Below are 22892 nucleotides of genomic sequence, written 5' to 3'. Positions count from 1 at the left end.
GTAAGATGCTGGCCCGTTTCGATGGGCCAGCGTTCTGAAGAAGGGCGGTCTCAGTGATTCCGCCCTTTTTTATGCGCCTTTTTCAGATGACAGGTTAAGCGCCGGGACAGCATCAGCGTGCTATTCCGGACAGTGCGCCATTTCAGAGTCAAGCAAGAGCGATATGCAGAGCAGCAGCAATCTATTTCCCGTGGCCTTGATCAGCGCCGAGCGACGTGGCGATCTGATCGAGGACGTGTACCGCCTCAAACCCGGCAACAGTCTGGATTTCACTGTCGAACTTGCCGTGACCCGTCTGGGTCTGGTGGCCGCGCCCGACGTGCGCGGCGTTCCAGTCATTCTGTTGCATGGCAGTTTTTCCAATCGACGCTTCTGGTATTCCCCAAAAGGCATCGGCCTGGGCGCTTATCTGGCCCGTGCCGGGTTCGATGTGTGGATTCCGGAGATGCGCGGTCATGGCCTCTCGGCGCGTAATGAGGCTTACCGGCACAACCGTGTTGCCGACTACGCGCGTTACGACTTGCCGGCGATTGCCGCCTTCGTCTGCGAGCAGACCGGGCAGACCCCGCACTGGATCGGTCACTCCCTGGGCGGGACGACGCTGGCCGCTGCGCTGGGCGGGCATTATCTCGGCGTCGATCAGGTGGCTTCCGCGGCCTTGTTCGGCAGTCAGATCACCCGCAAGTACTGGCCGCTGAAGGTGCCCCCGCTGCAGTGGAGCGCCCGCTTGCTGTTCAAGCGCTTCGGACACATTTCCGGCCCGCGCTTCAAACGCGGTCCTGAAGACGAGCCGATGGGCATTGTGCTCGAGAGCATGCGCTGGCATGGACTGTTCGGTCGTTTCGGTGACAAGAAGGACGATTGGTGGTCGGGACTGCGTCATGTCGAGGTGCCGCTGCTTTGTGTGGCGGGAGCAGGGGATCATCAGGATCCGGAATGGGCCTGCCGTGAGCTGTTCGAACAATTCGGTTCGCCGCGCAAGGCGTTTCTTTGTCTGGGGCGGGAGCAGGGCTACAGCGAAGATTTCGGCCACGTGCAGATGCTGGTCAGCAAGGCTGCGCAGACACAGGTCTGGCCGCGGGTCTCGGACTGGCTCAATGAACAAGTTGGGGTGGTTTTTGCTGAATCAACGCTGAACGTGGCGACAACTCCTTGATTTGTGCCTTAGCGAGCATTCCTATGCCGCTGGCTTGGGGCTAAGCTACACCCAATCGAGTGGTGAAGAGGGACGGTTGGGACACAAGACTCGTCGGTCAGGTATTTGTTCTATATAAGGAAGCATTGTGGCGGTTGGCGCGGTCAGACGTGCGTGCCACTGGAAGCCGAACCGAACAGGTTTATCCTTGTACACCATGCCTCAACTGACAGGAGTTCCCCATGCACTACATCACTCCGGATTTGTGCGACGCCTACCCTGAACTGATTCAGGTGGTCGAGCCGATGTTCAGCAACTTTGGCGGTCGCGACTCCTTCGGTGGAGAAATCGTTACCCTCAAGTGCTTCGAAGATAATTCGCTGGTGCGTGAACAGGCCGATCAGGACGGCAAAGGCAAGGTTCTGGTGGTCGACGGCGGGGGATCGCTGCGCCGCGCATTGCTCGGCGACATGCTGGCGGAGAAAGCAGCCAGGAATGGCTGGGAAGGCATGATCATTTATGGTTGCGTGCGTGACGTCGATGTCCTGGCGCAGACCGATCTCGGTGTGCAGGCATTGGCCAGTCACCCGCTCAAGACCGACAAGCGCGGTCTGGGCGATTTGAACGTGGTAGTGAGTTTCGGGGGCGTGACGTTCCGCCCGGGTGAATATGTGTATGCCGACAACAACGGCATCATCGTATCGCCAACCCCCTTGAAAATGCCGGACTGACCGGCCAAGACAGGACAGCGAATGTTCGATGAGACCAACGCGCAGTGGGGGCTGGTACATGCCCTGGTACTGGACGGTAAAGGCGGGGCGCGTTCAATAGCTCGAACCGAACTGGATAGCCTGCAACTGGAGCCGCACGAAAGCGTGTGGCTGCACTGGGATCGCAGCCACCCGCAGACCCAGACCTGGCTGCGTTCGGCCAGTGGTCTCAGTGAATTCGTCTGCGATCTGATGCTTGAAGAAAACACCCGCCCACGCTTGCTGGCATTGCCGGGCGATGAACTGCTGCTGTTTTTGCGTGGGGTCAACCTCAACCCCGGCGCAGAACCGGAGGACATGGTTTCGGTGCGCATCTTTGCCGCCGCCCAGCGGGTGATCTCCTTGCGTCTGCGTTCGCTGCGCGCGACCGATGAGCTGATCGAGATGCTCAAAGAGGGCAAGGGGCCGAAAACCGCTTCCGAGCTGCTGGTTTACCTGGCCCAGTTGCTCACCGACAAGGTGCAGGCGGTGGTCAGCGAGTTGACCGAACTGGTCGACGACATGGAAGAACGCATAGACGCCGACGAACGGTATATGCCAGAGCATCACAACATGGTGCACATCCGCAGACGTGCAGCGGGGATGCGTCGGTTTCTGCATCCACAGCGTGAGATTTACGCGCAGTTGACCCGCAGCAAGATGCCCTGGTTCGTTGAAGACGATGCTGATTACTGGAACGAGTTGAACAATAGTCTGACGCGGTACCTGGAAGAGCTTGAATTGACCCGGGAGCGAGTGGGGCTGGTGCTTGAGGCCGAAGATAGACGCCTCAACGAGCGGATGAACCGCACCATGTACCGCTTCGGGATCGTCACCGGAATCTTCCTGCCGATGAGTTTTCTGACGGGCTTGCTGGGCATCAATGTCGGCGGCATTCCCGGGTCGGATAATCCGTACGGTTTTCTGTTCGCCTGCGTGCTGATGATCGTCGTCGCGGTGGGGCAAATGTGGCTGTTCAAGCGTCTGCGATGGGTGTGATGGGCAAAAAATACCTGTCGTTTAAGACGCAGTTTGTGACTCATGCAAAATTGCCTGCGTCTTTCAGTGACATCACGTGAGGTGCCTATGCACGACCCGTTTGAAGAATCACTGCGAGACATGCTCAATTCCTCGTCCTCCAGCCGGGACGATGACGCAGCGCTCGGGCGTGTGTTGAAGACCGCGAACCGCCAGGTCGGTGCAGGAGATCTGTTCAGCCTGCTCGGCCGCTGCTCGCAAGCATTGATGATCGCCGTGAACAACGGTTCGGCTCACGTTTCACCTGTTTCCCGTCGCAAGGCGACGATTGCCGGCAACACTTTTTCCGGTGCTCAAGACAAGGCTGATTGAATATGGAATTGGATCTCTGGACACAGAGCCTGGTTACCGCAATGACTGCGTTGTGGACCAAAGTCGCGAACTTCATCCCGAACCTGTTCGGCGCTCTGGTGGTTGTTCTTCTGGGTTTCGTGGTCGCCAAGCTGCTCGATACCCTGTTGTCCAAACTGTTGGCAAAGCTGGGTCTGGATCGCCTGATGGGCGGCACCGGCCTGACCAAACTGATCAGTCGAGCGGGCGTCCAGGTCCCGATTTCGACGCTGATCGGAAAGATCGTGTATTGGTTTGTGCTCTTGATTTTTCTGGTGTCGGCGGCAGAATCCCTCGGCCTTGAGCGGGTCTCGGCGACGCTGGACATGCTGGCGCTGTATTTGCCGAAGGTGTTCGGCGCGGCGTTGGTGCTGTTGGTAGGTGTGCTGCTGGCGCAGTTGGTCAACGGTATCGTGCGGGGCGCGGCTGAAGGTGTCGGCCTCGATTACGCAGCAGGCCTTGGGCGAATCGCTCAGTGGCTGGTGATCATCATCAGTATTTCGGTGGCGATCAGCCAGCTGGAGGTGAAAACCGACCTGCTGAACCACGTTATCGTTATCGGATTGATTACCGTTGGTCTGGCAATTGCGCTGGCCATGGGGCTGGGGAGCCGCGAAATCGCGAGCCAGATCCTGGCAGGAATTTATGTGAGGGAGTTGTACCAGGTAGGGCAACAAGTGCGTGTTGGAGAGGTCGAAGGGCAGATTGAAGAGATTGGCACGGTGAAAACCACCCTGCTGACCGATGAAGGAGAACTGGTATCGATGTCGAACCGAATCCTTCTCGAGCAGCGAGTGAGCAGCCGCTGAACCGGCAAATCTGCTAATGTATGCCGCCGCAAAATCCCGGGGAACCTCGGGACCTGGCGGACATCTACCTGACTGTCGGCACGACTTGTTTTGAATAAACCCCAATCGCCCTCACTGCGTTACGACCCCCGCGAGCTCTCCGATGAGGAGTTGGTTGCGCGCTCGCACGCCGAGTTGTTTCACGTGACTCGGGCTTACGAGGAGCTGATGCGACGCTACCAGCGGACACTTTTTAACGTCTGCGCACGGTATTTAGGGAACGATCGCGATGCTGACGATGTCTGTCAGGAGGTGATGCTTAAGGTGTTGTATGGATTGAAGAATTTCGAAGGGAAATCGAAGTTCAAAACCTGGCTCTACAGCATCACCTACAACGAATGCATCACGCAGTACAGGAAGGAGCGGCGAAAGCGTCGGTTGATGGACGCTTTGAGTCTGGACCCCCTCGAGGAAGCGTCTGAAGAGAAGACGCCGAAACCGGAAGAGAAGGGCGGCCTCGATCGCTGGCTCGTGCATGTGAACCCGATCGACAGGGAAATTCTGGTGCTACGCTTTGTCGCGGAACTGGAATTTCAGGAGATCGCAGACATAATGCATATGGGCCTGAGTGCCACAAAAATGCGATACAAAAGGGCACTTGATAAATTACGTGAGAAATTTGCAGGCATCACCGAAACTTAACTCGGAGCAAATATCTCTAACGGGCAGGCAAGTTCTGATAGACTTGCCGATGAGTTGTCCCTCGATAAGTGGGACTGCTTTACAATCACCAGATGGGGATTTAACGGATGAAACTGAAAAACACCTTGGGCTTGGCCATTGGTACTATTGTTGCCGCAACTTCGTTCGGCGCTCTGGCACAAGGCCAAGGCGCAGTCGAAATCGAAGGCTTCGCCAAGAAAGAACAGTTCGACAGCGCTCGTAATTTCAAGAACGACGGCAACCTGTTCGGCGGTTCTGTTGGCTACTTCCTGACCGACGATGTTGAATTGCGTCTGGGCTACGACGAAGTGCACAACGTCCGTAGCGACGACGGTAAGAACATCAAGGGCGCGAACACCGCTCTGGACGCTCTGTACCACTTCAACAACCCGGGCGACATGCTGCGTCCGTACGTCTCGGCTGGTTTCTCCGATCAGAGCATCGGTCAGAACGGCAGCGGCGGTCGTAACCGCTCCACCTTCGCCAACATCGGCGGCGGTGCCAAGCTGTACTTCACCGACAACTTCTATGCCCGTGCTGGCGTTGAAGCTCAGTACAACATCGACCAGGGCGACACCGAGTGGGCTCCTAGCGTCGGTATCGGCGTGAACTTCGGTGGCGGTTCGAAGAAAGTTGAAGCAGCACCGGCTCCAGTAGCTGAAGTGTGCTCCGACAGCGACAACGACGGCGTTTGCGACAACGTCGACAAGTGCCCAGACACCCCGGCCAACGTTACCGTTGACGCCAACGGTTGCCCGGCTGTTGCTGAAGTCGTACGTGTTGAGCTGGACGTGAAATTCGACTTCGACAAGTCGGTCGTCAAGCCAAACAGCTACGGCGACATCAAGAACCTGGCTGACTTCATGAAGCAGTACCCACAAACCACCACCACTGTTGAAGGTCACACTGACTCCGTCGGTCCTGACGCTTACAACCAGAAACTGTCCGAGCGTCGTGCAAACGCCGTTAAGCAAGTTCTGGTTAACCAGTACGGTGTTGGCGCTAACCGCGTGAACTCGGTTGGCTACGGCGAAACCCGTCCAGTTGCTGATAACGCAACCGAGGCTGGCCGCGCTGTTAACCGTCGCGTAGAAGCACAAGTAGAAGCCCAAGCTAAGTAATTAGCCCCCGCTTCAAGAAAAACCCGGCCTCGGCCGGGTTTTTCTTTTACTGATGAGGGTCATTGGGGAGGAAACTTTTCGCTAAAACGCGCCAGTGATATCAAATTGGTGTCGAGCATGGCGCGCTCTTCATGGGTGCCTGTCGCAACGGTACGCCAGTCAGAACATCCCGAATAGCTGTGCGAATACTCTCTCAGCCCTTAAGCCGCTGCAGCCCTTGTGCAGAATCCCTAGCGCTGCCCAGTACATGCTTCTGACGCGCGACTTCACCGATTACCAGCACCGCCGGGCTTTGCAATTCGAAGGCCTGTGCGTCGTCCTGCATGGCCTTCAGCGAGCTGTGACATTCGCGCTGATGCGGCAACGACGCGTTCTCGATCATTGCCACCGGGGTCTCGGCCGACATTCCTCCGGCTAGCAGTTGTTCTCGAATATCTCCCAGTTTCGCGACGCCCATGTAGATGACGAGCGTGGTGCCGCTCTGCGCGAGAGCGCGCCAGTTCAGGCTGCTGTCGTCCTGAGTGTGCGCGGTCACCAGCGTTACGCCCCGGGCGATTCCGCGCAACGTCAGGGAGATGCCGCTTTGTGTGGCGCCTGCCAGGCCTGCAGTGATGCCGTTGACGATTTCCACGGCGATGCCGTGCGCACCCAGCCATTGGGCTTCTTCACCACCGCGCCCGAAGATGCACGGGTCGCCGCCTTTAAGGCGGACCACGCATTTGCCTTGTCGGGCGTAGCGCAGCATCAGGCGCTGGATGAACGATTGCGGGGTAGAGCGGCAGCCACCGCGTTTTCCCACCGCGATCACCCGCGCAGCAGGGCAGTGTTCGAGTACGGCGCGATTGACCAGATCATCGATCAGCACCACATCGGCTTCGCCCAGCGCGCGTACCGCCTTGAGGGTCAGCAGTTCAGGATCGCCAGGGCCTGCGCCTACCAGCCAGACTTTTGCATTCATGACATTACCCTCGGTGCATGGCTCGACCGCAATCGTGGCAGCGGTCAGCTGAGTTGAATTCGTTGTAATCAATGTTTAAACAGCCAGATCCACAGCAGCAGATTCAGCAGCAGCGACAGCAATGCGATGCTCCGCCATACCTTCAGTGGTTCGCGCTCCAGCAGCGGCCTGGGGCGGATTTCCAGCGTTGCCAGCTCGCCTTGTTGCAATTGCAGCAGCCATTGCTCGGCAGTCTCGAAGCGCTTTGCTGGATGGGCTTGCAGCGCTTGATCCAGATGCCGCTCCAACCACTCGGGGGCATCGGGGCGAAAACGGCTGACAGGCACGGGGTTGCCGAAGCGTCGATGCTGAAAGGCCTCGATTTCCCCATACGGATAATGGCCAGTGAGCAGGAAATACAAGGTGACGCTGGCGGCGTAGAGGTCCAGCGCGGGCGCAGGCTCGGTGCCTTCAAAGGCTTCCGGCGCGATGAAGCTCGGGGTGCCAGGGACTTCTCCCGGCGAAGCGGCCGACAGCCCGGGGCAGAATGCCAGACCGAAATCCAGCACCCGCAGCACCCCGGCGTCGTCGATCAGCAGATTTTCCGGCTTGATGTCGCGGTGCACGATATTGCGCCGATGCAGCAAGCCCACCGCGCCGATCAAATCCCGCGCCAGACTCAGCCAGCGCGCCAGTTCCATCGGGCCTTGTTGCTCGAAAATTCGGGCGAGGGTTTGTCCGGGATACTCGCGCATGAGGTAGTACAGGTGCTGGCGCTCGGGCAGCGGATGAACTTCCGGAAAGAATCGCCCTGCGACCCTGCGTAGAAACCATTCCTCCAGCAACAGTGCCTGACCGGCGCCGTTTTCCTCGTGGCGAGTGTCGGGCAAGGTCTTGAGCAGCCAGCGTTGCTGCTGCCCGTCGCGCACCCGGTACAGCAGCGACTGACGGGAGTCCCCCAGGCAAGTTTCGACTTGCCAGCCCTCGAACATCTGACCCGCTTTAAGGGCCGGGGGTAATGGCCACTGCTGCAACTGCAGCAGTGTGTCACCCAGGGTGTCGGCGCCCACCTGATCGACCTGAATCAGCAGCGCGCTGGCGTTGTCCTGACTGCCCGCCAGATGTGCGGATTTGACCAGTGCCCGGACTGCGGCGTCGAGGTCATGCTGATCGTTGAGAATCGTGCGAATGTTAGCGTCGTTCAATCTCGACCAGACGCCGTCGCTGATCAGCAACAGCCGCTCGCCCTGGCGCAGCTCGCCGTCGAGGTAATCCATGACCACGTACTGATCCAGCCCCAGTGCGCGCTTGAGCACATGCTGCATGTCGGGTTGTTCCCAGACGTGATCCTCGCTGATCCTCTGCAGATTGCCTTCGAACCAGCGATACACTCGGCAGTCGCCGACATGGGCCAGGGTGAAGCGACGACCTCGCAGAACCACGGCACTGAGCGTGGTCAGCAGGCCGTTCGCCTGCAGCCAGCGATTCTGCGCCAGCAACAGGCGATCCAGGGCCTGCGCGACGCCCCAGGTTTCGGGCGTCGAGTAGTAATCCAGCGCCAAGGCCTGAAGCGTTGAGCGGGAAGCCAGGCCGCCGTCGACGCATTGGCTGACGCCATCGGCCAGCGCAAACAGATAGCCCTTGCTGGCGGCGAGCGCAGGGGCGGGGGTGACCAGGCGCGTGGCGTCCTGGTTTTCCGCCCGCGGACCGCTGGCGCTGAACTCGGCGAAGCGCAATTGCAGGCCAACCGGAGCGACCGGGTTCAACGTCAGGGGCTGGTTCATCGCGATTCCTCAGGCGAGTCAGACGCGAGCAGCCGTCACGGCTGCAGAACCCCAGGTGGTCCTCCAGCGACGTTTGACGTTCATCAGACCGAACCATGCCAGCACGCCGAGCAAGGCGAACAGCCACAGGCCCAGTTGATAATCGCCGGTGTTCTGCTTGATCGCGCCAAGGCCGGCTGCCAACAGGAAGCCGCCGATGCCGCCCGCCATACCGATCAGGCCAGTCATCACGCCGATTTCCTTGCGAAAACGCTGCGGTACCAACTGGAATACCGCGCCGTTGCCTGCACCCAGGCCAAGCATCGCAGCGACGAACAGTGCCAGTGCGGCCCAGGAACTGGGCAGGTTGAAACCCACGGCGGCGATGCAGATCGCCGCCACTGCGTACATTCCCGACAGGGTGCGGATGCCGCCGAACCGGTCGGCCAGCGCACCACCGAGGGGACGCATCATGCTGCCACCGAAAACGCAGGCGGCGGTGTAGTAGCCAGCGGTCACCGGGCTCAGGCCGTATTGATCGTTGAAGTAGCCGGGCAGGGCGCTGGCCAGGCCGATGAAGCCGCCGAAGGTGACGCTGTAGAAGAACATGAACCACCAGCTGTCACGGTCTCCCAAGGCCTTGAAATAGTCGGCCATGGATTTGGCTTTTGGACGCTCTGGCGCGTTTTTGGCCATCAGCGAGAACGCGATCAGGGTCAGCAGCAGCGGCGCGACGGCAAAGCCGAACACGTTGCTCCAGCCGAAACTGGCCGCTAGCACCGGCGCGATCAGTGCCGCGAACACGGTGCCCGAGTTGCCAGCCCCTGCAATACCCATGGCCTTGCCCTGATGCTGTGGCGGATACCATTGCGAGGCCAAGGGCAGGGCCACCGCAAACGAGGCGCCGGCCATGCCGAGAAACACCCCGAGCAGCAAGGCTTGTTCGTAGCTGTGAATGCCCAGTTGCCAGGCGCAGAGCAACGCAACGATGACGATGACCTGGCCGATGATTCCGGCGGTTTTTGGGGACAGCTGGTCAGCCAGCATCCCCATCGCAAACCGCAGAATGGCACCTGCCAGAATCGGCGTCGCAACCATGAGGCCGCGTTGCTGGGTGGTCAGGTGCAGGTCGGTGGCGATCTGTACCGCCAGCGGGCCGAGGAGGTACCAGACCATGAAGCTCAGGTCGAAGTAGAGGAAGGCTGCGAACAGCGTGGGTTTGTGGCCGGCTTTCCAGAAACTTGTAGTCATCTAACACCTCATCTGCAGGAAATCGTCGCGGGCGTGGGTCTGTCGCACCGTCACGGGTCAGGTCTTGCAGGCGAAGCACCAACCCGGCGCTCCACCCCGGCCCTTTCTCGGGGGCCAAAAACGCAAAAACGTCGCAACCCTGTCCGCGTCTGGCGAAGGGGTGTGCGACGTCTTTGTCGTAAGTGGGGGCAACCGCCGTTGGCTACCTGTGGGATCTATCTAGCAAGGAGCGGGCCATAAGGCCCTGACTCAATCTCTGTATCAGTCCGGCTTGCCGGCGGTCGCGGCCTTGAATTCGCTACCCCCGGCAAGCCGGACTTCTACAGGTCCGTCATTTCAAGGTGTGTGCGTTGCCAGAAGGCTTTAATCACCCCAGCAGTTCACTCATGGCAATGATCTGTTCGGCGACCTGAATCAGTTTCTGCTGACGGCTCATGGCCTGTCGGCGCATCAGGGTGTAGGCCTCTTCCTCGTTGCAGTTTTTCATCTTCATCAGCAGGCCTTTGGCGGTCTCGATGCGTTTGCGCTCGGCCAGTTGTTGGTCGCGGGCGTGCAGTTGCGCACGCAGGTCCTGATCGCTTTCGAAGCGCGCCATGGCCACGTCGAGAATGGGCTGCAGACGTTGGGCGTGGATGCCCTCGACGATGTAGGCGCTGACCCCGGATTTGATGGCCTGGCGCATGACGCCGGGGTCGTGCTCGTCGGTGAACATGACGATCGGGCGGGGCAGGTCGCGGGTCACCAGCACCACTTGCTCCATGACGTCACGGCCGGGAGACTCGGTGTCGATCAGGATCACGTCCGGGCGCACCGCCTGCACCCGCTCAGGCAGGTCGATAATCAGGCCGGACTCGTCGATCACCTCGAAACCCGCCTCGATGAGGGCAGCTTTCAGGCGTCCGACTTTCTTCGGTGTGTCGTTTATCAGCAGGATTCGCAGCATGTTGGCGTCTCCTTATTCGTCAGCGACTGGATCGGCGACTACAGGCTCGGCATCGGCCAGTGCGTGCAGTTTGAAGCTGCGGGCATAGCCGACCGGATCGCTGCCGTCCCAGACCTTGCCGTCGATCAACTGGCTGCTGCGCAGGGCCGTAGCAGGGACCTTGATGTCCAAGGCTTCGGCCGCTCGACGATAGAGCGCGAGTTGCTGCACCTGAGAAGCCACGCCCAGGTAGTCCGGGTCCTCTCGTAACAAGCCCCAACGACGAAACTGGGTCATGAACCACATGCCATCCGACAGCCATGGCATGTTGACCTCGCCCTTGCGATGGAAGCTGACCGCGTGGTGATCCTGCCAGTGATTGCCCAGCCCGTCGCTGTACTCACCCAGCAGTCGCGCTTCGATGTCTTCGACCGGGGCGTTCACGTACTCGCTGCCGCTGAGCATTTGCGCGGTGCTGCGGCGGTTATCGAGGCTTTCCTCGATAAACCGACTGGCCTCCAGCACCGCCATGATCAGCACTCGCGCTGTATTGGGGTATTGCTGGACGAACTCCAGCGTGCAGCCGAGGACCTTTTCCGGGTGATCCGGCCAGATGGTCTGACTGGTCGCCAGGGTGAACCCCAGATGCTGATTCACGGCGCTGGCACCCCAAGGCTCGCCGACGCAAAAGCCGTCGATGCGTTGCGCCTTGAGGTGTTCGACCATCTGTGGCGGCGGGACCACCACGCTGTCGACGTCTTCCAGCGGATGAACGCCCTGGCTGGCGAGCCAGTAATACAGCCACATGGCGTGATTGCCAGTGGGCAGTGTCTGGGCGAAGGTCAGTTTCGTCCCGCTTTGGTGCGTGCGACGGTCCAGCGCCTCAGGAGTGATCACGCCTTGATTCTGTAGCGTCGAGGAAAGGTTGATGCTCTGACCGTTCTGGTTGAGGCCCATGAGCACCGCCATGTCCTTGGCTGGCCCGCCGATCCCCAACTGCGCTGCGTACACCAGGCCATAGAGGCTGTGCGCCGCATGCAACTCGCCGCTGACCAACTTGTCGCGCAGACTGGCCCACGAAGGCTGGCGCTGTAGATTGATGTTCAGGCCATAAGGCTGGGCGAATCCTTGCGTCGCGGCAACGATCAGCGAGGCGCTGTCGGTGAGGGCCATGAAGCCGACGTCGATGCTGTTCAATTCCGGCGCGTCGCTGCCGTTGACCCAGGCCAGTGGTGTGTTGAGGGTGTCATTCATGATTTCGGTTCCGCCTGAAGGGACCCTCCCGAAGAGGGGAGGACCGGCCTTCCATAAAAAAACGCCGCCCCGTCCGGGCCTGAGCCGGGACGAAAACGACGCCATTGTCCGAGGACCCGGTCCGCCGTTGGATCGGGTTCAATGAACAGAACCAAAGCAAGGCATATGCCAGCGCCGCGAGGCAGCCTGCGCAAAGTTCGCGACATGCCTCGCGCAACACCCTTGCCCCCGTCTATAATCCGCCGCTGACTTCAGCCGCAATCGAGCCGCGCCCGCCCATGTATAACCTGGCCCGCCAGTTACTGTTCAAACTCTCCCCGGAAACCTCCCACGATCTGTCCATCGACCTGATCGGTGCCGGCGGTCGTCTGGGGCTCAATGGCCTGTTCAACAAGGCGCCCGCGCGGTTGCCGGTGACGGTCATGGGCTTGCAGTTTCCCAACCCGGTAGGCCTTGCCGCCGGTCTGGACAAGAACGGTGCGGCCATCGACGGCTTCGCCCAGCTGGGTTTCGGCTTCGTTGAAATCGGCACCGTGACCCCGCGTCCTCAGCCAGGCAACCCTAAACCGCGGATTTTCCGCCTGCCGCACGCCGAAGGCATCATCAACCGCATGGGTTTCAACAATCTGGGCGTCGACAACCTGGTCAGCCGGGTGCAGGCCGCCAAATACAAGGGTGTGCTGGGCATCAACATCGGCAAGAACTTCGACACTCCGGTCGAGCGCGCGGTCGACGACTACCTGATCTGCCTGGACAAGGTCTACGACCACGCCAGCTACATCACGGTTAACGTCAGCTCGCCGAACACCCCGGGCCTGCGCAGTCTGCAGTTCGGTGACTCGCTCAAGCAACTGCTGGAAGCGCTGCGTGTGCGTCAGGAAGAGCTGACTGGCATCCATGGCAAGCGTGTGCCGCTGGCGATCAAGATCGCGCCGGACATGAGCGACGAAGAAACCGTACTGGTCGCCAGTGCGTTGCTGGAGTCGGGGATGGACGCAGTGATCGCCACCAACACCACGCTCAGCCGCGTCGGCGTCGAGGGCTTGCCCCATGCCGACGAGGCGGGCGGTCTGTCCGGTGCGCCGGTACGCGACAAGAGCACGCACATCGTCAAGGTGCTGGCCGGTGAGCTGGGCGGCAAGTTGCCGATCATCGCGGCAGGCGGGATCACCGAAGGTAAACACGCTGCGCAGAAGATCGCGGCCGGTGCCAGCCTGGTGCAGGTCTATTCGGGTTTCATCTACAAGGGCCCGGCGCTGATTCGCGAGTCCGTGGATGCCATCGCGGCGATGCCTCGATAACAACGCCTCGCCAGAAAGCCGAAACAAAAAGAGGGGCTCCGTGTGGAACCCCTCTTGGGCTTTAGCCCGCCGCCCGGATGGGACGTGCATGGTTAATGTGAAACGAAATCAGATTGTCGAAGAAATCTTGAGTCGGAATTTACCTTTGGTAATGGTGTAGTGTCAGCCGACCGCGTGAAGTTCGTTGAGTCTGTGTATACCCGCAGTGCCAGTCATACCGTCCCAGTTGTCGCCGCGTCCTTCTCGCCAGCCGTTGATCCAGGCTTGACGTACCGACGGTAGAGTAAATGGGCAAAGCTCACGGGATTTACCAGTTACGCCGTATTGATATCCGCGCGAAAAAGCTCTTTCCAACGGATCACGCTTAAGTCTTCTCATAGGGTGTTGCCCTCGTTTGTTGACTGTTATGTCCCTGGAGACCTCAGGTCGAGGTCGGGCAGAAATCTTCTGCCTTTGCATGCCCGCTGCCGGCGTCGCGGGCGTGGTGCTGTCGTCGTTGCGGCGACAACCTGAGTTGATTTCTAACCAATGCTTGGGACGCTGTGAATGACCGTTTTGTCATAAGAGCGTCACCATTGAGGCATAAAGACCATAAGCGCTGAATCGTTTCGAGGGCACTTTTTCCGCGAGGCGCCCTGATCCGAGGGTCTTGATGAAATGTGCGAGTCGTTCTCATGTACAACTGATGGCTGATTGACGTCAGTTTTAAAACGACGAAGGGTCAGTGATGTGACTTTTTATTACTGCCGTAGTCGGGCTGAATAGTGGTTTTTTAATATCAGAATGTTCATCGGTTTGCGCTGATGGACATCACTGCCGCAGTCGAAATGTATCGTTGCGGCGGATCGGCACAACTTGTGTGCCACGCAGGCGTTCTCCATGAAAGACGTCTGCTTGAATCGGGTCGGACAATGCGTTGTCCCGCCACTCATAGCCAAAGGCTCTGGAATACCGATGTCGGACCATTACGAACTTTTCCTCACCTGCCCCAAAGGCCTCGAAGGCCTGCTCGCTGAGGAAGCCACTGCGCTTGGCCTCCAGGAAACCCGGGAACACACCTCGACCATCCGCGGCAGCGCCGACATGGAGACCGCGTACCGGCTGTGCCTGTGGTCGCGCCTGGCTAACCGTGTGTTGCTGGTGCTCAAGCGCTTCCCGATGAAGGACGCCGAAGACCTCTACCACGGTGTGCACGACATCGAGTGGGCCGACCATCTTGAACCGGACGGCACTCTGGCCGTCGAGTTCAGCGGTCACGGTTCGGGCATCGACAACACCCATTTCGGCGCCTTGAAGGTCAAGGACGCCATCGTCGACCGTCTGCGCACCTCCGACGGTTTGCGCCCCTCGATCGACAAGCTCAACCCGGACCTGCGCGTGCATCTGCGTCTGGACCGTGGCGAGGCGATTCTGTCGCTGGACCTGTCCGGCCACAGTCTGCACCAGCGCGGCTATCGCCTGCAGCAGGGTGCGGCGCCGCTGAAGGAAAACCTCGCGGCCGCCATTCTCATTCGTTCCGGCTGGCCGCGTATCGCCGCAGAGGGCGGCGCGCTGGCCGACCCGATGTGCGGCGTGGGTACCTTTCTGGTGGAAGCGGCGATGATCGCCGCCGACATCGCGCCGAACCTCAAGCGCGAACGCTGGGGTTTCTCCGCCTGGCTGGGCCACGTCCCGGCGCTGTGGCGCAAGCTGCACGACGAAGCACTGGCGCGCGCCGAAGCCGGGCTGGCCAAACCGCCATCGTGGATTCGTGGTTATGAAGCCGACCCGCGTCTGATTCAGCCCGGCCGTAACAACGTCGAGCGCGCCGGGTTGTCTGAATGGATCAAGATCTATCAGGGCGAAGTCGCGACCTTTGAGCCGCGTCCGGACCAGAACCAGAAAGGCCTGGTGATCTGCAACCCGCCGTACGGCGAGCGTCTGGGCGATGAAGCGAGCCTGTTGTACCTCTATCAGAACCTCGGCGAGCGCCTGCGTCAGGCCTGCCTGAACTGGGAAGCGGCGGTGTTCACCGGCGCCCCGGACCTGGGCAAGCGCATGGGCATCCGCAGCCATAAACAGTACGCGTTCTGGAACGGTGCGCTGCCGTGCAAGCTGCTGCTGATCAAAGTCCAGCCGGACCAGTTCGTCACCGGTGAGCGTCGTACCCCGGAGCAGCGCCAGGCCGAGCGCGAGCAAGCCGCCTACGATCAGACCCCGGACGAGCCGCAAGAGCGCAAGTTCAACAAGAACGGCAACCCGATCAAGCCCACGCCTGCCCCTGCGCCGGTGATCGAGCAGCCGCGGTTGAGCGAAGGGGGGCAGATGTTCGCCAACCGCCTGCAAAAGAACCTCAAGGCCATGAGCAAGTGGGTCAAGCGCGAAGGCATCGATTGCTACCGCGTCTATGATGCCGACATGCCGGAATACGCCATGGCCATCGACCTGTACCACGACTGGGTTCACGTCCAGGAATACGCCGCGCCGAAGTCCATCGACCCAGAAAAGGCCTCGATTCGCATGTTCGACGCATTGGCGGCCATTCCTCAGGCGCTGAACATCGACAAGAGCCGCGTGGTGGTCAAGCGTCGTGAGCGTCAGAGCGGCACCAGACAGTACGAACGTCAGAGCGCGCAGGGCAAGTTCAACGAGGTCAACGAGGGCGGCATCAAGCTGCTGGTCAACCTGACCGATTACCTGGATACCGGTCTGTTCCTCGACCATCGCCCGATGCGCATGCGCATCCAGAAAGAAGCGGCCGGCAAGCGCTTTCTCAACCTGTTCTGCTACACCGCGACCGCCAGCGTGCACGCGGCCAAGGGTGGCGCGCGCAGCACCACCAGCGTCGACCTGTCGAAAACCTACCTCGACTGGGCGCGACGCAACCTGTCGCTCAACGGTTTTTCGGACAAGAACCGTCTGGAGCAGGGCGATGTCATGGCGTGGCTGGAAAGCAGCCGCGACGAGTACGACCTGATCTTCATCGACCCGCCGACCTTCTCCAACTCCAAACGCATGGAAGGGGTGTTCGACGTGCAGCGCGATCAGGTGCAATTGATCGACCTGGCGATGGCGCGTCTGGCCAGCGGCGGCGTGCTGTATTTCTCCAACAACTTCCGCAAGTTCCAGCTGGAAGACAACCTCGCCGAACGCTATGTGGTCGAGGAAATCACCCAGCAGACCATCGACCCGGATTTTGCCCGCAACGGGAAAATCCATCGCGCCTGGAAGATCACCGCCCGCTGAACCGCTTCAGGCGCTGACCTTTCCCGGTCGGCGCCTTGAAGGCGTTATAACCAGGGCGACACACAGCACTAGGCAAACTAATGGCGAATAGCTATAAGTGAGGTCTGGCCACGTGTCGCGGCAACACTGTGGCGTCATGAGTTCTGCGTATGTCGTCGAATCAGGCAAGCGCCAAGATTCTTGGCCTCATCAATGAAGACACCTCGTCCTGGGTGGTGGCAGTGCTCGTGTTTTGCGCGGGTGCAGTGCTCACCGCCCTGTTGGCGCTGACCAACGTCGAGTTGTATCAACGTCAGTTGCGCCAACGCTTCGAGTTGCTCGCCAGCGAGCGGGTCAGTCGCATTCAGGAGCGTCTCGACGGCCAGTTGCAACGTCTGGACAGCCTGCGCCGATTCTTTGTCTATTCCGATGAAGTGTCCCAGGAAGAATTCAACGGTTTCGCCAATCCCATGCTCATCTGGACCCAGGCTTATTCCTGGGCGCCACGGGTGCTTGATGCCGATCGCCTGCAGTTCGAGGCGTCGGCGCAGGCCGATGGCGTGCCAAGTTATGCCGTGCGGGAAATGGACGAAGCCGGCGGGCTGCGGACTGCGGGTCATCGAGCGGCTTATTTTCCGGTGCGCTACACGCAAAGCCGCAGCACCATGCCATTGCCCACCGGCTTTGACGTCGACTCTGAGCACGCCCGCCACGCAACGCTGCAACAGGCGCTGACGACCGGAAACATGGCCGCGTCGCCGCGCATGAATCTGGTGGGCCTTGAACAGGAAAACCGCAATGGCGTGCTGTTGGTGGCGCCGGTGTTGTCACGGGACCGAATGGGGACCGAGCACTCGGGGGTGCTCGAAGGTTACGTGATGGCCGTGATCAGCCTGCGCAAGCTGATGGCCGAAGGTCTGCCGCAGCAGGATCTGGATAACCTGGCCCTCAGGCTGTACGACCTGACCTCGCCGCAGACCCCGGATTTGTTGTATCAATCGAACGCCAGCGCGGTGCCCGGTGATTTGCAGTTCGGCACGGCGTTGACCTTCGCGGGTCGCCACTACGCCTTGCAGATTCGTCCTACCGCAGCCTTTATCGGCGCCAATCCGTCGAGCACCGACAGCGTGGTGGTGCTCGGCGCGTTGCTCAGTTTCATGCTCAGCGCCTTGCTGTACGCGCTGATCAGTCAGCGTCAGCGGGCTGTGCGTCTGGTGGAGCAACGTACGGTGCAACTGCGCCAGCGTGAACAGCAACTGCGCAGTGCCCATGGTCAGCTGCGCAACGTGCTGGACGCTGCGACGCAGGTGGCGATCATCGCAACCGATCTGGAAGGGGTCATCACCACTTTTAACATTGGCGCCGAAAAGATGCTCGGCTACAGCAGTGCAGAGGTCTGCGGTGCCCTGACGCTGCGCCAGTTGCACCTGCCGGCGGAGCTTGCCGAGCATGTGTCCGAGTTGACCCAGCGTTACGGGCGCTCCATCAAGGCGGGCGAAGCGATGTTGGTGGAGGCGGTGGAAGAGCATGGGCATCAGGCCCACGACTGGACGTTCGTGCGTCAGGACGGCAGCCACCTGCGGGTGAACATGCAGGTCAGCCCGGTGCTTGATGAACAGGATCAATGGATCGGCTATCTGGCGGTATGCCTGGACATCACCGAGCGCAAGCGGGTGGAGGAAGAGCTGCGCACCATGTCTGTCACCGACGCGCTGACCGGGGTCTATAACCGCCGCTATTTTCAGGAGCGTCTGCAGGCCGAATTGTTGCGAGTGGAGCGCCACGGCGGGGTTTTTGCCGTGGTGATGCTCGATATCGATCACTTCAAATGCATCAACGATCAACTGGGGCACGCGGTGGGGGATCACGTGCTGCAGGCGATCTGCGCACGGCTGTGTCACCGGCTGCGACGCAGCGATGTGTTCTGTCGCCTCGGGGGCGAAGAGTTCATGGTGCTGTGCCCGGACACCGACGGTGACCAGGCTTACGCACTGGCCGCCGAGTTGTGGGCGGCGTTGCGCGCCGAGCCGGTCGACGGGGTAGGTCGTGTGACCGCCAGTTTCGGTATCGCCAGTTGGCGCAAAGGCGAGGGCGGCGACGCCTTGCTGCTGCGGGCGGATTCAGGGGTGTATGCCGCGAAGCTGGCCGGGCGCGACCGGATCGAGCCGGAGTTGGTGTAGCGGTTGCTGGGTGTTCGTCAGTGATCCCTGTAGCCGCCCGGCCGGACGGCTACAGGGAAGGGGCGGCAATGCCCTTAGGCGCTCATCGTCGGCGGCAGCTCCATCAGTTTGTCGAGGGTGATCGGCAGATCGCGGATGCGCTTGCCGGTGGCGTGTGACACGGCGTTCGCGACAGCCGCTGCCAGCCCGGTAATGCCAATCTCGCCAATGCCCCGGGCGCCGAACTCGTTGAGCTCATAGTCGGGATAATCGAGCAGGATCACGTCGATTTCCGGTTGGTCGGCATGCACCGGCACCACGTATTCGGCATAGTTGTTGTTGACCGGCATGCCGTCGCGCTCGTCGAAATCGGTGGCTTCGAACAACGCCATGCCGACGCCCATGACAATTGCCCCTTCGACCTGATTCAGCGAGGTCTTGTGGTTGATCACCTTGCCCACGTCAATCGCGCTGACCACCCGCGCCACGCGCAAGCGAGAGATGCCCGGATCCCAGCGCACCTCGACGAAATGCACGCCGAACGAACGGAAGGAATGCTTGCTGGTGTCGTTCATCCCGGTCTTCGCTTCGCCAAAGGCGCTGGACTGCTTCTGCGCCTTGAGCACATCGGCAATGGCGAAAGTCTTTTCACCGCTCTTCAACTGGCCTTGTTCGAAGCTGATCTGATCGGCCTTGGTTCCGGCAAACACACCTTTTGGCGCGGCAGAGAAGGCCTTCAGCTGCTCGATGGCCTGCCGCGTGGCTTCGGCAATCGCCGGCAGCACGCTGGCTGTGGCCCAAGAGCCGCCCGACACCGGCGCCGGCGGGAATGACGAATTGCCCAGCTCGACCTCGATCTTGTCCAGCGGGATGCCGGTGATGCTGCTGACCACCTGCGCGACGATGGTGTAAGTGCCGGTGCCGATGTCCTGCGCGCCGCAGATCGCGTAGGCGGTGCCGTCGGCGCGCAAAGAGACCTGCGCCTCGGCCGGGGTGCGATAAGCGTCCCAGTTACAGGCCGCCATGCCGTAACCGATGATCTCGGTGCCATCCTTCATCGAACCCGGCTTGGGGTTGCGCTTGCTCCAGCCGAAGCGTTCGGCGGCCTGATCGATGCACTCCTGCAGATGGTTGCTGGACCACGGCAGATTCTGGCTCTCGTCGCGTTCCGAAACGTTGAGTTTGCGAAACTGCAAGGGGTCCATGCCGATCTTGTCGGCCATCTCGTCCATCGCCGATTCCAGCGCGAACAGGCCAGGCGCAGCGCCGGGCGCGCGCATCGAGGTCGGCGTGCCGCGATTTGTCTCGATGATCTTGTGGGTCACCTGCACATTGGCGCAGCTGTACAGGCTCTTGGTCGAGGTGCCGCAGTTTTCCTTGTACGGGTCGGTGAACGAGGTGGTATTGATTGACTCGTGGCTCACCGATACCAGCTTGCCTTTGTCATCGGTGGCCAGGCGCAGGCGCTGCCGGGTTTGGGGACGGTGCCCGGTGGTAGTGAACATCTGCTGGCGCGGGACCACCAATTGCACCGGTCTGTTGAGCACCTTTGCGGCGCCACAGGCGGCCACCGAGTGGGGCCAGATCCACAGCTTGCTGCCGAAGCCCGAGCCAATGAACGGGGCGCGCACTTCGACCTTTTCCGGTATCAGGCCAAAGATCTTCGCCAACGAGTTGCGATGGGCGACCACCCCTTGGGAGGCCTCATAGACGATCAGTCGACCGTCCTCCCAACTGGCGACGGTGGCGTGCATTTCCATCGGGTTATGGGTTTCGACAGGCGTGGTGTAGGTCGCGTCGATGCTGTGGGCGGCGCTGCCGAATGCCCCGGCGGCATCGCCCCGGTTGTGGTTGGGGCTGCCGTCCTGCAGCTTCCCCGCTTTCATGCCCTGTTCCAGGTTGGCGACGGCGTCGGTCTTGCTGTAGCTGACCTTGATCTTGTAGGCCGCCGCCCTTGCGTGTTCGAAGGTGTCCGCAACCACCAGGGCGACGAATTGCCCGGCGTAGTAAACGGTGTCGTCCTCGAACGGCAAACGGCTCTCGTCGGACTTGGCGGCCTTGAGAATCTGCGCGAAGGACATCGGCAGCGCCGAGTTGTGGTACAGGGTCGGGAAGTTGCCGTGATGGAACACCTCCAGCACGCCAGGTGATTTGCGCGCGGCGTCCAGGTCCAGCGCGGTGATCTTGCCGCTGGCGATGGTGCTGAACACGCCATAGCCGTAGGCCATGTTCTGCAAATGATGGTCTGAGGCGTACATCGCGGCGCCTGTTACCTTGCGGCGGCCGTCGATCCGGCGTGGTGCCGAGCCGATCATGCTTGAATCGGTCATGTTCGTTTCCTCTCGGTCAGGCCGTCAGGGTGCTGAGATTGCGCACGATCGCCTGTTGCCCAAGGGCAATCTTGTAGGCGTTGTGCCGATAAGCCTTGGCCCCTTGCATGGCAACGGCCGCGGCCTTCTCCATGTTCTGTGGAGTCAGTGTCGTGCCCTTGAGCGCACGTTCCGCTTCCGTCGCCCGCCACGGCTTGGTGCCGACGCCGCCCATGGCGATGCGTGCCTCGCGCACGGTGTCGCCATCCATCACCAGAATCACGGCGCTGGAGGCGAGGGCGAACTGATAGGAGGCGCGGTCACGCAATTTCAGATAACCGGATTGACTACCGGCCAGCGGGGCGTCCAGCAGCACATGGGTGATCAGTTCATCGTCCTGCAGCGCGTGCTCTTTCCAGGGCGTCGAGCCCGGGAGCAGATGGAAGTCGAGGAAGTCGATGCTGCGTTTGCCTTTCGGACCCTGAACCTCGACCTTTGCCCCAATCGCGGCCATGGCCACGCACATGTCCGAGGGGTGAGTGGCGATGCATTGGTCGCTGGTGCCGAGCACAGCGTGAACACTGCGGTTATGGCCGTCGATGGCCGCGCAGCCTGAACCGGGCTGGCGCTTGTTGCAGGCCGAATAACCATCGCGGAAATAGTTGCACCGCACGCGCTGCATCACGTTGCCCGCGGTGGTGGCCTTGTTGCGCAACTGGGTGGTGGCGCCCGACAGCAGTGCCTGGGACAACACCGGGTAATGCTCGACGATGTACTCGTGGTGGGCCAGGTTGCTGTTGGTGACCAGCGCGCCGATGCGCACGCTGCCGTCCTTCTGCACCTCGATCTGCTTGAGGGACAGGTGATTGACGTCGATCACCTGATCGGCCGGCATCACGTCGAGTTTCACCAGGTCGAGGAGGGTAGTGCCACCGGCCAGAAAAAATGCCGACTGGCTTTTCGAATGGGTCGCGACGGCCTGCTCGATGCTGCCGGCGCGGACATAATCCAGGGCTCTCATCAGGTCACCTCCTGCAACTTGATTCTCGCGCTCTGTATCGCTGCAAGAATGTTCTTGTAGGCGCCACAGCGGCAGATATTGCCGCTCATGGCTTCGCGCACGCTGTGGTCGTCGCTGCCGATGTTCTTGTCTTCGAGCATCGCCACGGCGCTCATGATCTGGCCGCTGGTGCAGTAACCGCACTGGTAGGCGTCATGCTCCCAGAACGCTTCCTGGACCGGGTGTAATTTGCCGTTTTTCGCGAGGCCTTCGACGGTGGTGATCTCATCGCCTTCGTGCATCGCTGCCAGCGACAGGCACGAGTTGATCGCCGTGCCGTTGACGTGCACGGTGCAGGCGCCGCACTGGCCGTGGTCGCAACCTTTCTTGGTGCCAGTCAGTTGCAGACGATCACGCAAGACGTCCAGCAACGCGGCATTGGCGGGCAAGTTGAGGGTGTGAGCCTGGCCGTTGACCTTGAGGGTCATGCGTCGCTCATCCTTGGCCGGTGGGTGGGTGTCGTCCGTCACTGCGGCCTGGGCTTCAAGGGCCTGGGTCCAGATCGGCGCCGTGGCAGCGGCGAGCCCCGAGACGCCCATGGATTTGAGAAAGTTTCTGCGCGAAGGCACGGTGAAGGCCGTGAGGTCGGATTTCGGTTCTTTTTTATCAGGCTGATCGGTCATGGACGGGTTCCTCGTCAGCGTTGAGCCAGGCCTGGCATCCGACGGTGGGCGGGCGCGCAAGCGTGTACGGCAGCGGTTGCGTGAAGCGATCAACGATAAACAATGATTGCCCTGCGCATTGGTTCGAATATCAGCATGCACTCATGAGCGATATTCTCTAATCCACGATGCGCCTGTGTATGGCGTCTTTTAGTGGGAGGCATGAGCGCAGGGGTAAAGGTTGTG

Annotated in this window: 19 protein-coding genes; 10 read left to right on the top strand and 9 right to left on the bottom strand. The window is 60.7% G+C overall.

All coding sequences use genetic code 11. From position 1 onward, the window contains the following. The first annotated feature begins 163 nt into the window (after window positions 1-163). The 7 genes from BWR59_RS13220 (at window position 164) to BWR59_RS13190 (ending at window position 5884) form a co-directional block, all read left to right on the top strand. The gene (locus BWR59_RS13220; RefSeq protein ID WP_081566088.1) at window positions 164-1156 is read left to right on the top strand and encodes an alpha/beta fold hydrolase; all 993 of its coding nucleotides are present in this window, start codon (window positions 164-166) and stop codon (window positions 1154-1156) included. A gap of 221 nt (window positions 1157-1377) precedes the next feature. Beyond that, window positions 1378-1866 (top strand): ribonuclease E activity regulator RraA, encoded by a 489-nt coding sequence (gene rraA, locus BWR59_RS13215; protein ID WP_081566087.1) that lies wholly within the window; start codon window positions 1378-1380, stop codon window positions 1864-1866. A gap of 21 nt (window positions 1867-1887) precedes the next feature. Beyond that, window positions 1888-2883: a zinc transporter ZntB gene (locus tag BWR59_RS13210; RefSeq protein WP_081566086.1), complete on the top strand. Its 996-nt coding sequence runs from the start codon at window positions 1888-1890 to the stop codon at window positions 2881-2883. A gap of 87 nt (window positions 2884-2970) precedes the next feature. Continuing rightward, a complete protein-coding gene (locus tag BWR59_RS13205; protein ID WP_081566085.1) occupies window positions 2971-3234 on the top strand; it encodes a CrfX protein in 264 nt (87 codons plus the stop codon). Between the two features lie 2 nt (window positions 3235-3236). Then, entirely contained in the window at window positions 3237-4061 is an 825-nt protein-coding gene (locus tag BWR59_RS13200; RefSeq protein ID WP_081566084.1) for a mechanosensitive ion channel domain-containing protein, read from the top strand. 90 nt (window positions 4062-4151) lie between these two features. Beyond that, window positions 4152-4742, top strand: a complete 591-nt coding sequence (gene sigX, locus BWR59_RS13195; protein ID WP_081566083.1) for an RNA polymerase sigma factor SigX — start codon at window positions 4152-4154, stop codon at window positions 4740-4742. 107 nt (window positions 4743-4849) lie between these two features. Beyond that, the gene (locus tag BWR59_RS13190) at window positions 4850-5884 is read left to right on the top strand and encodes an OmpA family protein (RefSeq protein ID WP_081566082.1); all 1035 of its coding nucleotides are present in this window, start codon (window positions 4850-4852) and stop codon (window positions 5882-5884) included. Between the two features lie 193 nt (window positions 5885-6077). On the opposite strand, the gene cobA is transcribed toward BWR59_RS13190, so the two are convergent. The 5 genes from cobA to BWR59_RS13165 form a co-directional block, all read right to left on the bottom strand. Beyond that, window positions 6078-6842: a uroporphyrinogen-III C-methyltransferase gene (gene cobA / locus BWR59_RS13185; RefSeq protein WP_081566081.1), complete on the bottom strand. Its 765-nt coding sequence runs from the start codon at window positions 6840-6842 to the stop codon at window positions 6078-6080. 68 nt (window positions 6843-6910) lie between these two features. Beyond that, window positions 6911-8605: a bifunctional protein-serine/threonine kinase/phosphatase gene (locus BWR59_RS13180; protein WP_081566080.1), complete on the bottom strand. Its 1695-nt coding sequence runs from the start codon at window positions 8603-8605 to the stop codon at window positions 6911-6913. 18 nt (window positions 8606-8623) lie between these two features. After that, window positions 8624-9835, bottom strand: coding sequence for a nitrate/nitrite transporter (locus tag BWR59_RS13175; RefSeq protein ID WP_081566079.1), 1212 nt, complete (start codon window positions 9833-9835; stop codon window positions 8624-8626). A gap of 367 nt (window positions 9836-10202) precedes the next feature. Then, the gene (locus BWR59_RS13170) at window positions 10203-10778 is read right to left on the bottom strand and encodes an ANTAR domain-containing protein (protein WP_081566078.1); all 576 of its coding nucleotides are present in this window, start codon (window positions 10776-10778) and stop codon (window positions 10203-10205) included. A 12-nt stretch (window positions 10779-10790) separates the two neighbouring features. Continuing rightward, window positions 10791-12011, bottom strand: a complete 1221-nt coding sequence (locus BWR59_RS13165) for a CmpA/NrtA family ABC transporter substrate-binding protein (RefSeq protein ID WP_081566077.1) — start codon at window positions 12009-12011, stop codon at window positions 10791-10793. 278 nt (window positions 12012-12289) lie between these two features. On the opposite strand from BWR59_RS13165, the gene BWR59_RS13160 reads away from it, so the two are divergent. Then, window positions 12290-13312, top strand: coding sequence for a quinone-dependent dihydroorotate dehydrogenase (locus tag BWR59_RS13160; RefSeq protein WP_081566447.1), 1023 nt, complete (start codon window positions 12290-12292; stop codon window positions 13310-13312). Between the two features lie 162 nt (window positions 13313-13474). Here the strand turns inward: BWR59_RS13160 and rmf are convergent, their stop codons facing one another. Next, a complete protein-coding gene (gene rmf / locus BWR59_RS13155; protein WP_010223328.1) occupies window positions 13475-13690 on the bottom strand; it encodes a ribosome modulation factor in 216 nt (71 codons plus the stop codon). Between the two features lie 576 nt (window positions 13691-14266). On the opposite strand from rmf, the gene rlmKL reads away from it, so the two are divergent. Continuing rightward, window positions 14267-16537 carry a bifunctional 23S rRNA (guanine(2069)-N(7))-methyltransferase RlmK/23S rRNA (guanine(2445)-N(2))-methyltransferase RlmL gene (gene rlmKL / locus BWR59_RS13150; RefSeq protein ID WP_081566076.1) on the top strand — a complete coding sequence of 757 codons (2271 nt, stop codon included), beginning with the start codon at window positions 14267-14269 and terminating at the stop codon, window positions 16535-16537. Window positions 16538-16686: 149 nt separating this feature from the next. Further along, window positions 16687-18696, top strand: coding sequence for a diguanylate cyclase (locus BWR59_RS13145; protein WP_081566075.1), 2010 nt, complete (start codon window positions 16687-16689; stop codon window positions 18694-18696). A gap of 74 nt (window positions 18697-18770) precedes the next feature. Here the strand turns inward: BWR59_RS13145 and BWR59_RS13140 are convergent, their stop codons facing one another. The 3 genes from BWR59_RS13140 to BWR59_RS13130 are packed head-to-tail and all read right to left on the bottom strand — an operon-like array spanning window position 18771 to window position 22667. After that, complete coding sequence (locus tag BWR59_RS13140; protein ID WP_081566074.1) at window positions 18771-21005, bottom strand: xanthine dehydrogenase family protein molybdopterin-binding subunit; 2235 nt, start codon at window positions 21003-21005, stop codon at window positions 18771-18773. A gap of 16 nt (window positions 21006-21021) precedes the next feature. Beyond that, entirely contained in the window at window positions 21022-22005 is a 984-nt protein-coding gene (locus BWR59_RS13135) for a xanthine dehydrogenase family protein subunit M (protein WP_081566073.1), read from the bottom strand. Beyond that, on the bottom strand, window positions 22005-22667 hold the full coding sequence (locus tag BWR59_RS13130) for a (2Fe-2S)-binding protein (RefSeq protein ID WP_081566072.1): 663 nt from the start codon (window positions 22665-22667) through the stop codon (window positions 22005-22007). Before BWR59_RS13130 ends, BWR59_RS13135 begins: the two co-directional genes overlap by 1 nt. Window positions 22668-22892 lie beyond the last annotated feature (225 nt).

The organism is Pseudomonas sp. Bc-h (genome assembly GCF_002080045.1).
GTDB lineage: Bacteria > Pseudomonadota > Gammaproteobacteria > Pseudomonadales > Pseudomonadaceae > Aquipseudomonas.
The sequence above is the reverse complement of the archived record's forward strand: the minus strand, read 5'-3'. Positions and strand labels throughout refer to the sequence as shown.

Bases quoted from the DNA above. Each gene is read 5' to 3' on its own strand.
- BWR59_RS13220 (WP_081566088.1), top strand. From the start codon at position 164: ATGCAGAGCAGCAGCAATCTATTTCCCGTGGCCTTGATCAGCGCCGAG.
- rraA (WP_081566087.1), top strand. From the start codon at position 1,378: ATGCACTACATCACTCCGGATTTGTGCGACGCCTACCCTGAACTGATT.
- BWR59_RS13210 (WP_081566086.1), top strand. From the start codon at position 1,888: ATGTTCGATGAGACCAACGCGCAGTGGGGGCTGGTACATGCCCTGGTA.
- BWR59_RS13205 (WP_081566085.1), top strand. From the start codon at position 2,971: ATGCACGACCCGTTTGAAGAATCACTGCGAGACATGCTCAATTCCTCG.
- BWR59_RS13200 (WP_081566084.1), top strand. From the start codon at position 3,237: ATGGAATTGGATCTCTGGACACAGAGCCTGGTTACCGCAATGACTGCG.
- BWR59_RS13190 (WP_081566082.1), top strand. From the start codon at position 4,850: ATGAAACTGAAAAACACCTTGGGCTTGGCCATTGGTACTATTGTTGCC.
- cobA (WP_081566081.1), bottom strand. From the start codon at position 6,842: ATGAATGCAAAAGTCTGGCTGGTAGGCGCAGGCCCTGGCGATCCTGAA.
- BWR59_RS13180 (WP_081566080.1), bottom strand. From the start codon at position 8,605: ATGAACCAGCCCCTGACGTTGAACCCGGTCGCTCCGGTTGGCCTGCAA.
- BWR59_RS13175 (WP_081566079.1), bottom strand. From the start codon at position 9,835: ATGACTACAAGTTTCTGGAAAGCCGGCCACAAACCCACGCTGTTCGCA.
- BWR59_RS13170 (WP_081566078.1), bottom strand. From the start codon at position 10,778: ATGCTGCGAATCCTGCTGATAAACGACACACCGAAGAAAGTCGGACGC.
- BWR59_RS13165 (WP_081566077.1), bottom strand. From the start codon at position 12,011: ATGAATGACACCCTCAACACACCACTGGCCTGGGTCAACGGCAGCGAC.
- BWR59_RS13160 (WP_081566447.1), top strand. From the start codon at position 12,290: ATGTATAACCTGGCCCGCCAGTTACTGTTCAAACTCTCCCCGGAAACC.
- rmf (WP_010223328.1), bottom strand. From the start codon at position 13,690: ATGAGAAGACTTAAGCGTGATCCGTTGGAAAGAGCTTTTTCGCGCGGA.
- rlmKL (WP_081566076.1), top strand. From the start codon at position 14,267: ATGTCGGACCATTACGAACTTTTCCTCACCTGCCCCAAAGGCCTCGAA.
- BWR59_RS13145 (WP_081566075.1), top strand. From the start codon at position 16,687: ATGTCGTCGAATCAGGCAAGCGCCAAGATTCTTGGCCTCATCAATGAA.
- BWR59_RS13140 (WP_081566074.1), bottom strand. From the start codon at position 21,005: ATGACCGATTCAAGCATGATCGGCTCGGCACCACGCCGGATCGACGGC.
- BWR59_RS13135 (WP_081566073.1), bottom strand. From the start codon at position 22,005: ATGAGAGCCCTGGATTATGTCCGCGCCGGCAGCATCGAGCAGGCCGTC.
- BWR59_RS13130 (WP_081566072.1), bottom strand. From the start codon at position 22,667: ATGACCGATCAGCCTGATAAAAAAGAACCGAAATCCGACCTCACGGCC.